General features: G+C 64.1%; 14 protein-coding genes. 4 read left to right on the top strand and 10 right to left on the bottom strand.

The window, feature by feature from the left end; genetic code table 11:
• Positions 1 to 173: 173 nt before the first annotated feature.
• Entirely contained in the window at positions 174 to 449 is a 276-nt protein-coding gene (rpsT, locus tag TQ98_RS03560) for a 30S ribosomal protein S20 (RefSeq protein WP_044872185.1), read from the top strand.
• A gap of 102 nt (positions 450 to 551) precedes the next feature.
• Here rpsT and TQ98_RS03555 read toward each other — a convergent pair whose 3' ends face one another.
• From TQ98_RS03555 to rplU, 5 genes are all read right to left on the bottom strand, one after another.
• A complete protein-coding gene (locus TQ98_RS03555) occupies positions 552 to 1,016 on the bottom strand; it encodes a CreA family protein (RefSeq protein ID WP_044872186.1) in 465 nt (154 codons plus the stop codon).
• Positions 1,017 to 1,031: 15 nt separating this feature from the next.
• Entirely contained in the window at positions 1,032 to 2,150 is a 1,119-nt protein-coding gene (proB, locus tag TQ98_RS03550) for a glutamate 5-kinase (RefSeq protein ID WP_044872187.1), read from the bottom strand.
• 80 nt (positions 2,151 to 2,230) lie between these two features.
• On the bottom strand, positions 2,231 to 3,448 hold the full coding sequence (gene cgtA, locus TQ98_RS03545) for an Obg family GTPase CgtA (RefSeq protein WP_044872188.1): 1,218 nt from the start codon (positions 3,446 to 3,448) through the stop codon (positions 2,231 to 2,233).
• Between the two features lie 140 nt (positions 3,449 to 3,588).
• Positions 3,589 to 3,846, bottom strand: a complete 258-nt coding sequence (rpmA, locus tag TQ98_RS03540) for a 50S ribosomal protein L27 (protein ID WP_044872189.1) — start codon at positions 3,844 to 3,846, stop codon at positions 3,589 to 3,591.
• A 25-nt stretch (positions 3,847 to 3,871) separates the two neighbouring features.
• Positions 3,872 to 4,183: a 50S ribosomal protein L21 gene (rplU, locus tag TQ98_RS03535; protein ID WP_044872190.1), complete on the bottom strand. Its 312-nt coding sequence runs from the start codon at positions 4,181 to 4,183 to the stop codon at positions 3,872 to 3,874.
• 244 nt (positions 4,184 to 4,427) lie between these two features.
• Here rplU and TQ98_RS03530 point away from each other — a divergent pair, with 244 nt between their 5' ends.
• Both TQ98_RS03530 and TQ98_RS03525 read left to right on the top strand, forming a co-directional pair.
• The gene (locus tag TQ98_RS03530) at positions 4,428 to 5,396 is read left to right on the top strand and encodes a polyprenyl synthetase family protein (RefSeq protein WP_044872191.1); all 969 of its coding nucleotides are present in this window, start codon (positions 4,428 to 4,430) and stop codon (positions 5,394 to 5,396) included.
• Positions 5,397 to 5,525: 129 nt separating this feature from the next.
• Positions 5,526 to 5,768 carry a hypothetical protein gene (locus tag TQ98_RS03525; RefSeq protein WP_044872192.1) on the top strand — a complete coding sequence of 81 codons (243 nt, stop codon included), beginning with the start codon at positions 5,526 to 5,528 and terminating at the stop codon, positions 5,766 to 5,768.
• A gap of 147 nt (positions 5,769 to 5,915) precedes the next feature.
• Here the strand turns inward: TQ98_RS03525 and TQ98_RS03520 are convergent, their stop codons facing one another.
• The 5 genes from TQ98_RS03520 to TQ98_RS03500 all read right to left on the bottom strand — a co-directional run bounded on the left by TQ98_RS03520 (position 5,916) and on the right by TQ98_RS03500 (position 10,734).
• Complete coding sequence (locus TQ98_RS03520; protein ID WP_044872193.1) at positions 5,916 to 6,533, bottom strand: FKBP-type peptidyl-prolyl cis-trans isomerase; 618 nt, start codon at positions 6,531 to 6,533, stop codon at positions 5,916 to 5,918.
• 84 nt (positions 6,534 to 6,617) lie between these two features.
• Positions 6,618 to 6,923 carry a DUF6482 family protein gene (locus TQ98_RS03515; RefSeq protein ID WP_044872194.1) on the bottom strand — a complete coding sequence of 102 codons (306 nt, stop codon included), beginning with the start codon at positions 6,921 to 6,923 and terminating at the stop codon, positions 6,618 to 6,620.
• A gap of 334 nt (positions 6,924 to 7,257) precedes the next feature.
• Positions 7,258 to 7,599 (bottom strand): hypothetical protein, encoded by a 342-nt coding sequence (locus tag TQ98_RS03510; protein WP_044872195.1) that lies wholly within the window; start codon positions 7,597 to 7,599, stop codon positions 7,258 to 7,260.
• Between the two features lie 211 nt (positions 7,600 to 7,810).
• Positions 7,811 to 10,321 (bottom strand): ATP-binding protein, encoded by a 2,511-nt coding sequence (locus TQ98_RS03505; RefSeq protein ID WP_044872196.1) that lies wholly within the window; start codon positions 10,319 to 10,321, stop codon positions 7,811 to 7,813.
• A gap of 89 nt (positions 10,322 to 10,410) precedes the next feature.
• On the bottom strand, positions 10,411 to 10,734 hold the full coding sequence (locus TQ98_RS03500; protein WP_044872197.1) for a TraR/DksA family transcriptional regulator: 324 nt from the start codon (positions 10,732 to 10,734) through the stop codon (positions 10,411 to 10,413).
• A 164-nt stretch (positions 10,735 to 10,898) separates the two neighbouring features.
• Here TQ98_RS03500 and TQ98_RS03495 point away from each other — a divergent pair, with 164 nt between their 5' ends.
• Positions 10,899 to 12,752, top strand: a complete 1,854-nt coding sequence (locus tag TQ98_RS03495; protein ID WP_044872198.1) for a DUF4105 domain-containing protein — start codon at positions 10,899 to 10,901, stop codon at positions 12,750 to 12,752.
• Positions 12,753 to 12,768: the final 16 nt, after the last annotated feature.

The raw sequence follows: 12,768 nt of genomic DNA, 5'->3' as shown, positions 1-12,768 counted from the left end.
CGCCGGGCGGTCAAGGCTGCCGAGTGTAGAGTCCGGGCAGGATAAAATCATCTGGCGTGGAAAGCTGACGCTCGTCGCCGGACCTGCCTGATTACCCTTGACAAGGCCAAACTGCGTCGGCATGATTCGCGGCCTTAAATTGATTCAATTCCCCAGTTTCGAGGAGCTTGACGGTGGCCAATACACCTTCTGCCAAAAAACGCGCCAAACAGGCTGAGAAGCGTCGTAGCCATAACGCCAGCCTGCGCTCCATGGTCCGTACCTACATCAAGAATGTAGTGAAGGCGATCGACGCCAAGGACCTGACCAAGGCCCAAGCCGCTTTCACCGTTGCTGTACCGGTGATCGACCGCATGGCCGACAAAGGCATCATCCACAAGAACAAAGCTGCTCGTCACAAGAGCCGCCTGAACGCCCACATCAAGGCGCTCGGCCAGGCTGCTGCCTAAGCTTGAGTTCTTGTAGAAGACCGGCCTTCGGGCCGGTTTTTTATTGCCTGGAGTTTTTCAACTCCACAAAAAAGCCCGGACTCACCGGGCTTTTTCGTCAGCTCAAGGCCGATTCGGCCAAGGCAGAATCGGAATGGCGGTCACCGCATTCTGCGGACTACCCTCGATTATCCGATCGCTGTAGACCAGATAGACCAAGGTGTTGCGCTTGCGATCGAAGAAGCGCACCACCTGCATGGTCTTGAACACAAGCGAAGTGCGCTCCTTGAACACCTCCTCGCCATCCTTGAGCTCACCATTGAAGCGAATCTGCCCCACCTGACGGCAGGCGATGGACGCCTCGGCGCGATCCTCCGCCAGCCCCAGCCCACCCTTGACGCCGCCAGTCTTGGCTCGCGACAGGTAGCAGGTCACCCCCTCCACCTTGGGGTCATCGAAGGCCTCGACCACGATCTTGTCGTTCGGTCCCACCCACTTGAACACGGTGGACACTGAGCCGACTTCCTCGGCCGCCACCAGCAGCGGTAGCGCCGCCAGAGCCGCCACCAATCCCTTGATCAGACCCATGATTCCCTCCGCAACTCAGACCAGGACCAGGTTATCCCGGTGCACCAACTCCGGTTCGTCCACATAGCCCAACAACTTTTCGATCAGGTCGGACGGCTGACCAATGATCTTCTGCGCCTCCAGGGCGCTGTAGTTGGCCAGACCGCGCGCCACCTCGGCACCATCCGGCCCGACACAGACCACCATCTCGCCGCGGCGGAAGCTTCCCTGGATCGCCTTCACCCCAACCGGCAGCAGGCTCTTGCGGTCATCGCGCAGGGCCTTTACCGCCCCCGCGTCCAGGACAAGGGTGCCGCGAGTCTGCAAGTGGCCAGCCAGCCATTGCTTGCGCGCCGCCAGGAGACCACGCTCAGGCGCCAGCAGGGTTCCCAGACGCTCGCCCGACTTGAGGCGATCCAATACTCGCTCGATACGACCACCCACAATGACGGTGTGGGCACCCGAACGCGCCGCCAGACGAGCCGCACGCAGCTTGGTCTGCATGCCACCACGCCCCAGGGCACCGCCGGTACCGCCAGCCACGGCATCCAGGGCCGGGTCGTCGGCACGGGCTTCGAAAATCAGCTGGGCATCGGGATTGTGGCGCGGATCAGCATCGAACATGCCGTCGCGGTCAGTGAGGATTACCAGCAGGTCGGCCTCCACCAGGTTGGCCACCAGGGCCGCCAAGGTGTCGTTGTCACCAAAGCGGATCTCATCGGTAACCACGGTGTCGTTCTCGTTGATCACCGGGATAGCTCCCAGCTCCACCAGCGTACGCAGGGTGCTGCGGGCATTCAGGTAGCGCTTGCGGTCGGACAGGTCGTCATGGGTCAGCAGGATCTGCGCAGTGTGACGGCCATGCTCGGCGAAACTGGACTCCCAGGCCTGGACCAGCCCCATCTGCCCCACCGACGCCGCCGCCTGAAGCTCATGCACGGCGCTTGGGCGGGAACTCCAGCCCAGACGACTCATGCCCGCCGCCACGGCACCGGAGGACACCAGTACCAGCTCGACGCCCGCGTTACGCAGGGCGACCATCTGCTCGACCCAGACCGCCATGGCCGAGCGATCCAGCCCACGACCGTCGGCCGTCAGCAAAGCACTACCGATCTTCACCACCCAGCGCTGCGCGCCAGTCACCTTGTCCCGCATATCGTCCAACCTTAGCTAGAAGGCCGCGCGGCAAGGCGCGCGGCCATGCGAACACCCCACAGCGCCGGGCGGCGCGGGGATCAGGGTACGTAGAAGATTTCCGGCCCGTCGCCGTCATCCTCGTCGTCATCGAAATCGTCATCATCATCGGCACCGGCGCTCTTCAGACCGGCACGGCGCAGGGCGCGCTGGTCATCCATCGCCTGCAGACGAGCACGGGCCTCGTCCTCGATGCGCTGATCCAGCTCGGCGAGCTCCTCAGCGTACTCCGGCTCCTCTTCCATGCGCAGGGTGCGCTCGTCGAGGTAGCGCATGATCTCCTGGGACAGCGCTTCGGTACCTTCGCGCTCCAGGGCGGAGATCACGAACACCGGACCATCCCAGCCCAGACGCTCGAGCACGGCCTTCAAGCGCGTGTCGCGGTCCTCGTCGAGCAGTTGGTCAGCCTTGTTCAGCACCAGCCAGCGATCACGCTCGGTCAGGGCGGGACTGAAGCGACCCAGCTCCTCGATGATGGTTGCCGCAGCCTCGGCCGGGTCGCTTTCATCCAGCGGCGCCATGTCGACGATGTGCAGCAACAGGCGAGTACGCGCCAGGTGCTTGAGGAAACGAATGCCCAGGCCGGCACCGTCAGCAGCGCCCTCGATCAGGCCAGGGATGTCAGCCACGACGAAGGACTTGAAGCGACCGACGCTGACCACGCCCAGGTTCGGCACCAGGGTGGTGAAGGGGTAGTCGGCCACTTTCGGCTTGGCTGCGGATACGGCACGAATGAAGGTGCTCTTGCCCGCGTTCGGCAGACCCAACAGACCGACGTCGGCCAGCACCTTCAGCTCAAGCTTGAGGTCGCGGGACTCGCCCGGCTTCCCCTTGGTGGTCTGGCGCGGCGCACGGTTGGTACTGGACTTGAAGCGAGTGTTGCCCAGACCATGCCAGCCACCCTGCGCAACCAGCAGGCGCTGGCCCGGCTTGGTCAGGTCACCGATGATTTCCTGGGTAGCCGCATCAATAATGGTGGTGCCTACCGGCACCGGCAGGACCAGATCATCCCCCTTGCGCCCGGTGCAGTCCTTGCTGCCGCCGTTCTCGCCGCGCTGCGCGTCGAAACGACGGGTATAGCGATAGTCCACCAGGGTATTCAGGTTCGGATCAGCCTCCATGAACACGGAGCCGCCATCGCCCCCGTCACCACCGTTGGGGCCGCCCTTTTCAATGAATTTTTCGCGACGGAAACTCATCAGGCCGTTGCCGCCGTCGCCCGCTTTTACAAAGATCGATACTTCATCGACGAATTTCATCAGGACGCCTCCCGCCACGGGGACGGGTTGAGTGAAACAAAGCACATAGGATACAGGGAACCCCGCTCAATGCAGAGTTTCCGTGAAGCAGAAACAAAAAAGCCCCGTCGCAAGACGGGGCTTTTCCAGCGAGGTCGCGATCAGGCTGCGACGATGCTTACGTACTTGCGGTTGAAAGCACCTTTGACCTCGAACTTGATCACGCCGTCCACTTTCGCGAACAGGGTGTGATCCTTGCCCAGGCCAACGCCGACGCCGGCGTGGAACTTGGTGCCGCGCTGACGCACGATGATGTTGCCGGCCTTGACAGCCTGGCCGCCGAACAGCTTCACGCCAAGGCGTTTACTTTCGGAATCGCGGCCGTTGCGGGTAGAACCGCCAGCTTTTTTGTGTGCCATGAGTCAAATCCTCCAAAAAGGAAATTTAGGCCTGGATGCCGGTGATTTTGATTTCAGTGAACCACTGGCGGTGGCCCTGGCGCTTCATGTGGTGCTTACGACGGCGGAACTTGATGATGCGCACTTTGTCGTGACGGCCCTGAGAGACCACTTCAGCGACTACTTTGGCGCCATCAACAACCGGAGCACCGATTTTCACGTCTTCGCCATTGCCGATCAGCAGGACGCGGTCGAAAGTCACGGATTCGCCGGTGGCGACTTCGAGCTTCTCGACTTTCAGGAATTCACCTTCAGCGACTTTGTATTGCTTGCCGCCGGTAACGATAACTGCGTACATGGATTTTCTCCGTTAAACCTGCTCACCCGACGCTTTATAAAAAGAGAAATGGGTCGGCATGGCTGCATGGGGCCGGAACTGACGCCCGTGCAATTGCGTAAGGCAGGAAAATGCCCAAGGAAGTTCAGGGGCCGCGATTGTACGCAAGCCGCGATTGCCGCGCAAGCACCGCCAGGGCTCGCCTTGACAGCCCCCGGCCCGGTCCCTAGCATGCCGCGCATCCCAATAGGAGCACCTCAGGCCGATGCAACCCCAGGCTTTCTACCGCGTGGTGGCGGACGATTTTACCGCAGTCGACGACATCATCCGTCGGCAGCTGACCTCCCGCGTTCCCCTGGTCGAGAAGATTGGCGACTACATCGTGTCCGCCGGCGGCAAGCGCCTGCGCCCGTTGCTGGTCCTGCTGACCGGCAACGCCTTGGGCTTCGGCGGTGACCAACTGCGCCTCCTGGCCGCCACCATCGAGTTCCTGCACACCTCCACCCTGCTCCATGACGACGTCGTGGATGCCTCCGGCATGCGCCGCGGCCGCTCCACCGCCAACGCGCTCTGGGGCAACGCACCCAGCGTGCTGGTCGGCGACTTCCTCTACGCCCGTTCCTTCGAAATGATGGTGGATCTCGGCTCCATGCCGGTGATGCGCATCATCTCCCAGGCCACCCGGGTGATTGCTGAAGGCGAAGTGCTGCAGCTGTCGAAGATCCGCGACGCCAGCACCACCGAAGAAACCTATATGGAAGTCATTCGCGGCAAGACCGCGATGCTCTTCGAGGCATCCACCCACAGCGCCGCCATGCTGGCCGGCGCCCCCGCCGAGCAAGCAGAAGCCCTGCGCCAGTTCGGCGACGCCCTGGGTATCGCCTTCCAACTGGTGGACGACCTGCTGGACTACCGCGGCGACGCCGCCACCCTCGGCAAGAACGTCGGTGACGACCTGGCCGAAGGCAAGCCCACCCTGCCGCTGATCGCCACCATGCGCGATGGCACCCCGGAGCAGGCCGCGCTGGTACGCAAGGCCATCCAGCAGGGCGGCAGCCAGGACCTGGAAGGCATCCGTGCCGCCGTGGAAGCCGCCGGCGCCCTGGACTACACCGCGCGCCTGGCCCGCGACTACGCAGCCCGCGCCATCGCCTGCCTGGACGTGCTGCCGTCCGGCCCCTACCGCGATGCGCTGACCGAACTCACCGAGTTCGCCGTAGCCCGAACCCACTGAGTTCGGCACCGACGAAAAGCCCGTCCCCGCGACGGGCTTTTTTCTGCCTCGACGAAAAGCATCCATTGGCACTTGTCATTTGGCTAATAATAATTATTCTCATCTCTACGCTTTTCAAGGAGATGAGCCATGACCTACCTGATCGATGCCTGGCTGGATCGACCCCACCCCTACCTGCGGATACTCAACCGGGACACCGGCGAAGTCTGCGCCGTGCTGAAAGAAGATGATCTCGACGAACTGCGGGACCAGGGCGACCTCGACCTGGCCAGCCTGAGTTCCAGCGAGCCTCTGGTGCTCAAGGAACTGGTGCGCAACCTCTTCCTGTTCTGCTACGCCAGGGCGCTGCGGCCCCATGGCGAGCCCCACTGAGCAGACATAAACGAAGGGGTTCGGTGACGCCAGGACGGCGTCATCCGCAGGTCTCGCGCCGGGGGGCCGGACCTGCAGCGAGGGCAAGGGCGCCCTCGCCGGTTCCCGGGCAGGCCAGGGACGGCTCGCCCGGGAGCAATTTCCGGATCAGAGGATATCCAGGAGTTCCACGTCGAATACCAGCACGCTGTGAGGCGGAATGCTGCCGACAGCCTGGCCACCGTAGGCCAGTTCGCTCGGAACGTGCAGACGCCACTTACTGCCGGTGTTCATCAGCTGCAGAGCCTCGACCCAGCCAGCGATCACGCCGCCCACCGGGAATTCCGCCGGCTGGCCACGATCGTAGGAGCTGTCGAACACGGTGCCGTCGATCAGAGTGCCGTGATAGTGGGTACGCACGGTGTCCTCGGCGGACGGCTTGGCACCCTCGCCCGCTACCAGTACTTCGTACTGCAGGCCGGACGCCAGGACGGTCACGCCGTTACGCTTGGCATTCTCTTCCAGGTAAGCACGGCCCGCGCCGGCAGCGGCTTCGGCCTTGGCCTCGGCTTCGGCCTGCATGCGCTCGCGAATGACGCGGAAGCTGGCGGACAGGGCGGCGCCGTCAACGCGGCTTTCCAGGCCCTGGAAGGCGTCGCTGAGACCGGCCAGGACAGCGTCCAGGCTCACGCCGGGCGGAGGATTGTCGCGGATCTGGTCGCCGAGCTGACGGCCGATACCGTAGCTGACGCGGGTTTCGTCGGTGGAAAGATCGAGTTGAGACATGGCGGAACTCCGCTCCGGGAAAAAGGTCGGCCAGACTAGCACAGCTTCCTTTTCCCGGCGCGAGCTCCGGTCAGATGAGGCCCTTCAGTGGGAAACCCGGGTGGACATCGGTACACGCACCGTATCCTGGGTGTCCGATTCCATCCCGCACATCTCGTCATGCACCACGTCGTGCACCAGGTGGAATGGCAGTTCAGGGAACTCGTGCAGTACCTCCCGGGCGTGCTCCACGGACCGCAGGTGCATGGCGTGCCCATGGCCATCGTCCAGGGCATGGGAGCGGCCATCGATCCGGGCTTCCAGCAGGTAGATGCCACCTTCCAGGGAGATCAGGTTGATTTCTTCGACGTGCCCGGCACGGGCATGGCTGGTGAGGTCGTGCAATTTCATGGCGTCGCCCTCGCGCGCTGTACACCTCAAATCTAATGCACAGGACTGAATACGGGCGACGGAAACGCAACCGCCCGTCCGCTTTCGGTAACTGCCGGGTCTGGAAGGAAGCAAAACGACGATCAATGGTCGTTTCCGGCCTCCTTGTCCAGGTAGAGCCTGGCCAAAGCCTTGCCGCTATCCACGAAAACGCCGGCAAGCTCCCAACCGAAACAGCCCCTCACATATCCCCAAACGCTGTGGATAAGTCTGTGGGCGAGCACTGGAATGTCCTGCGTAGGGCGCTTCCGCCGCCGGCCCGCGGCAGCTGCTCAGAAGTTGGCCAACGGGCGCGTCAGCTTTCAGGGTGGAACTGGCAGTCACCCAGATTGCGGCAGCGCGTTCCGTTGATCCGCCGCAGCTCACCCTGGAGGTGAATGCGCCAGATCGGCGGATCGTGGGCCTCGATGTAGCCCTGCTCGGCCAAGCATTCAGCGATGGCGGTGAGCACCGATTCGGCCACCAGCGGCCCATGGAACGGACCCTGGGCCTTGATTGCCGAGGGCTGTTCCCCCGACATCCCCGCCGCACAGAGCAGCGTCCAGAGTCCGTTCTCTCCCGCCAGCGGACGGATCACGCATTCGATCCGGGTTACCAGTCCCAGGCATTGGCGGGTAAGGCAGAGGTTGCGCGTCATGGCGGCTTTCCTCACAGGAGCCTGTTTTCAGCCTACACCCGAGATTGGACCTGCGAAAGCGCGATGCTTATCCACGCGAGCTGTGGATAACCTTGTGAATAGCATGAGGGAAAGGCGGCAGGATGCAGACCATGGAGGCTTTCGTCCCTGCCGCTCAGTGACCGACCAGCCACACCGGGAACCCGGTACGGCCGGCAGGTCGCGGCATCACTCAGGACGGTCCCTGAGTCTTTTCCGGAACCGGCGTCTTGCCCGGCTCCTGCTTCGGTCCCTTGCGAGAAGGCTTCGGCTGCGCGGCGGCCTTGGAAACGACGTCCGCCACCTCCTGCGCCGGCGCGGGCTTCTCTTCTTCCTCCAGGCCCATTTCCGCGATTTCCCGCAGGCGCGCCACGACCTGGGCGTTGACGCTACCTTCGGGGAATTGTCCCTTCTCGTCCGGCATCCCCGCCGGTGCACCCACCAGCAGGCTCAGGGCCTCATCCGCCTGGCGCACGGCGTAGACGTGGAACTTGCCCTTGCGCACCGCCTCCAGCACACGCTCGTCGAGCATCAGGTTGGTGACGTTGGCATGAGGGATGATCACCCCCTGCTCGCCGGTGAGGCCACGGGCCTCGCAGAGGCGGAAGAAGCCCTCGATCTTCTCGTTGACCCCGCCCACCGCCTGCACCTCGCCGAACTGGTTGATCGAACCGGTGATGGCGAAGCACTGCTTGAGGGGCGTGCGCGACAGGGCGGAGATCAGGGTGCAGGCCTCGCCCAGGGAAGCGCTGTCGCCGTCCACATAGCCGTAGGACTGCTCCAGGGCGATGCTCGCGGAAATTTCCAGGGGGAATTCCTGGGCGTAGCGACTGCCGAGGTAGCCGGTCAGGATCATCACACCCTTGGAGTGGATCGGCTGGCCGAGATTGACCTCGCGCTCGATGTCGACGATGCCCGAGCTGCCCGGGTAGACGGTGGCGGAAATCCGCGCCGGCACGCCGAAGGCCGAATCGCCCACTTCCAGCACGGTCAGGCCATTGCACTTGCCCACTGCGGCGCCCTGGGTGTCGATCAGGATGATGCCCGCCAGCATGTCATCCAGGATGCGTGCCGAAACCCGGCCAGTGCGCGTGGCCTTGGCCTTCAGGGCACGCTCGATGTGGCCGGCATCGGTAACGGGTTCACTGGCGAGGTGGCGGATGAAGTCGGCCTCGCTCACCAACTGGAAGAGGTCGCCGATACGGGCCGACAGACGCCCCTGGTGCTCAGCCAGGCGGGCACTGTAAGTGGCCAGGCGGGCCACGGCGGCAGCGGTGAGCGGCGCCATGCCCTCCTCCGACGTCCGCGTCTTCAGCAACTGGGCGAACTGCTCCAGGCTGTCGTCCGACAGGGCGATTTCCTCGTCGAAGTCCACCAGCACCCGGAACATCTCCTGGAAGTCCGGATCCAGGTCCTGCAGCGTGTAATAGAGCTGGCGCGAGCCGACGATCACGACCTTCACCTGCAGCGGAATCACCTGGGGCGTCAGGGTCACCGTAGCCAGGCGGCCCAGCTCGGCAAGGGGCGATTCCATCTTCAGCTGCCGGGAATGCAGCGCACGCTTCAGAGCATCCCAGACGAACGGCTCACCCAGCAGCTTCTCCGCCTCCAGCACCAGGAAGCCGCCGTTGGCGCGGTGCAGCGCGCCCGGCCGCAACTGGCGGTAGCTGGTGTAAAGGGCGCCCTGGTCGGTGCCGTACTCGATGCGGCCGAACAGGTTGTCGTAGGTGGGATGGGACTCGAACACCACCGGCGCACCGCCGCTGGCGTGGTGGCCCACCACCAGGCTGGGGCAATACTGCTCTTCCAACAGCTCACGGCGCTGGGCGTCCGGCTTCTCGTCCAGCAACTGGTCCACCACGGTCTTCAGCAGGTTCACCTGCATGGCCTGGAGGTAAGCGACCACGCCGGCGTTTTCCGCGTACTTCTCCGACAGGGGCGACAGCAGCGGCTGCAAGGCCTGGGTGATGGTTTCCTCGTTGAGCTGGCGCAGTTGATTGCTGGACTCGCGCTTCCACTGCGGCAGGCTGGAAAGCTCCTCGTTCAGACGCTCCTCCAGGGCCGCGATGTCGTCATGGAAGCGCTCGCGCTCAGCTTCCGGCAACTGGGCGAAGTCCGCCTCGTCCAGGGCCTTGCCGTCCTTCATGGGCGTGAAGGCGATGTTGGCGCTGTCACGGTAGAGGGCGACGTCCTTCTCCAGGGCCAGGCGCTCGATCACATCCAGGGCGCGGTCGTAGCGCTGGTTGAAGCCACGGTCGATGGCATTCTTCTTCTGCTGGAAGGTGGGCGTCTCGAACACCGCCGGGAAGGTGGACAGCAGGTTGTCCACCAGGTGTTCGATGTCACAGATGAAATCGCTCGCTTCCCCCGGCGGCAACTGCAGGGCACGGGGTTCGCGCGGTTCGTCGAAGCGGTTGACGTAGACCCAGTCCATCGGCGTCGGCAGACGCTTGCCCTCAGCCTTGAGGTAGCGCTGCACGAAGGAGAAGCGGCCGGTGCCCGGCTCGCCCATCACATAGACGTTGTAGCCGGGTCGTGGCATGGCCACGCCGAACTGCAGGGCTTCCACCGCACGCTCCTGGCCGAGCACGCCGCGAAAGGGCTCCAGGTCGTCGGTGCTCGTGAAGCTGAACTGATGAGGCTCGAAGGGACGGGTCAGCGCATCGGGCGCCAGACGCAGGCTGGCAGCGAAGGAGTCAGGCATCGAGTGTCCTTATTGGCTCGGCAAGAAAGCGATGGCCGCATTCTGGCGCCGCCCTGACATCACTGGCAAGGCATGGCGCCAGTGCAGGATCAGCGCGCCAGATCGGCGCAGCTCAGGCAGAACTCAGCCGCTGGCAGCACCGCCAGGCGCGCCGGTTCGATGGGTTCGCCGCAGCGCTGGCAGTAGCCGTAGCTGCCGTCTGCCAGGCGCAGCTTCGCCATGCCCACGCGACGCAAGGCCGCCTCGGTCTCGACGAGGATGGCCTCCAGTACCTCGTCATTCTCCCGCTGGATGGCCTGCTCGGCGAAATCTGGCGAATGGCTGCGGGCCAGGTCCTCGCGAATGGCGTTGGCGCGGGCGGTGTACTCCACTATCAGGGCATCAAGAGCAGCCCCTGGATCAGTAACGGTCATGCTGGAATCTCCCCGGTTCACTCCCTAAGTGTGGACGCTGTAACGCAGCCTGCATCCCGCGCCTGCAAACTTGCGCAAAAGCGCGCCATCGCCTTGCTTGACACCCGCCCCGGCCTTACTCAAAGCTCCGGCCGACGAACCTCTCAAGAAGAAGAGTTGCGCCCTTGAAACGGATTTTGCCGTACCTCGCTCTCTGCACCTGGATCACCGCACACGCCTCCCCGCAAGTCTCCGTCGAACGCCTCCAGGCGCTGGCCGGCGATCCCTACTGGATAGCCCTGGGCCACTACGAGACCGGCAAGCTGGGCGGCTGGCGCAGCTACGTGGATGACGCCGACTTCTTCCTCGCCGAGAACGGGGCCAGCAACCCTGCCGACGAGCTGAGGGCCACCCTGGACGCCCTTTATGCACCGGCCAACCTCGGTGACAAACACCCGCAGTGCACCTACCCGGCGCGCACCCGCTGGCTGAAGGAACAGCTCCAGCTCAGCGACCTGCCGCAGCCGGACTGCAGCGAGTACAAGGCCTGGTACGCCGACATCAACCCGCACAGCACGGTGCTGGTGTTCCCCGCCGCCTACCTGAACAGCCCGTCGTCCATGTTCGGCCACACCCTGCTGCGCATCGACCAGCCGGACATCCACGAAAACAACACCGTGATGCTCAGCTACGCGCTGAACTTCGGCGCCTTCATCGAAGGCGCGGACAACAGCATCCTCTACGCCTGGAAGGGGCTGATGGGTGGTTACCCCGGCCTGTTCGCCCTGGTCCCCTACCGCGACAAGCTCAAGGAATACAGCCGCCTGGAGAACCGTGACCTCTGGGAATACCGCCTGAACCTCACCCCCGAGGAAACCGGGCGCATGGTGGAGCACGTCTGGGAGCTCAAGCAGATTCGCTTCGATTACTACTTCTTCGACGAGAACTGCTCTTATCGCCTGCTGGAGCTGCTGGAAATCGCCCGCCCCGGCACCGAACTCACGGACCAGTTCCCGATCACGGCGATTCCCACCGACACAGTGCGCGCGGTCAAGCAGGGGGGGCTGGTGGAATCCATCGACTACCGTCCCTCGCGGGAGAAAGAGCTGCTGGCCCGCGCCGAGCCCCTGGACGCGGCTGAGCAGCATTGGGTGCTGCGTCTGGCCGATGACGAGAAGCTGCTGGACGACCCGGCCTTCCTCGCCCTCCCCGCTCCACGCCGCGCGCTGATCCAGGACGCCGCCTTCCGCCTGGTGCGCTACCGCTCCGCCGGCGAGGACCGCACCCGCGAGAACGCCACCCGAAGCTACAAGCTGCTGCAGAGCATCAACCGCAATCCGCCGCCGCAACTGGACGTCGATCGCCCCGATCTACCCGAGGAAGGTCACGAATCGCGTACCTGGCAGCTGGGCGCGGGCACCCGTGAGGACAAAGCCTTCGCCGAATACGGCCTGCGCATGGCCTACCACGACCTCAACGACAACCTGTCCGGGTTCCCCCTGGGCGCGCAGATCGAAATCCTCCAGCTCAAACTGCGCCAGTACGAAGACCACCACTGGCAATTGCAGCGCCTGGACCTGGCGACCATCCGCTCCCTCACCCCTCGCGGCGAACTGCTCAAGCCCTGGTCCTGGCAAGTGGCCGGCGGCCTGGAGCGGGTACCGGGCGTGGACGGCGACGAGCGTCTGGTCAGCCACCTCAACGGTGGTATCGGCGGTTCATGGAACCTTGGCGACGATACCCTCGGCTTCGCCCTGGCCACCGCCCGCGTCGAGCACAATGAAGACTTCGCACCCTTCATCGCCACCGCCGCCGGCTTCAATACCGGCCTGCTCTGGCACAACCCCCTGGGCAGCCTCAGCCTGGAGGCGTCCGGCGATTACTTCCACAACGGCGAAGTGCGCCGTCGCCTGTCCCTCAACCAGCAATGGGAACTCTCCCGCAACCTCGGCGTGCGCCTGTCTGCACAACGGGAGTTCAGCCAGCTCACCGCGCCGGAAAACGAGGTGATGCTGGAGCTGAAGTGGTACCACTACTAAGCGGAGAAGGGCCGGC

This window comes from Pseudomonas sp. LFM046 (assembly GCF_000949385.2).
In the GTDB taxonomy this organism is placed as follows: domain Bacteria; phylum Pseudomonadota; class Gammaproteobacteria; order Pseudomonadales; family Pseudomonadaceae; genus Metapseudomonas.
This window is presented reverse-complemented; position numbering and strand designations above follow the sequence as displayed.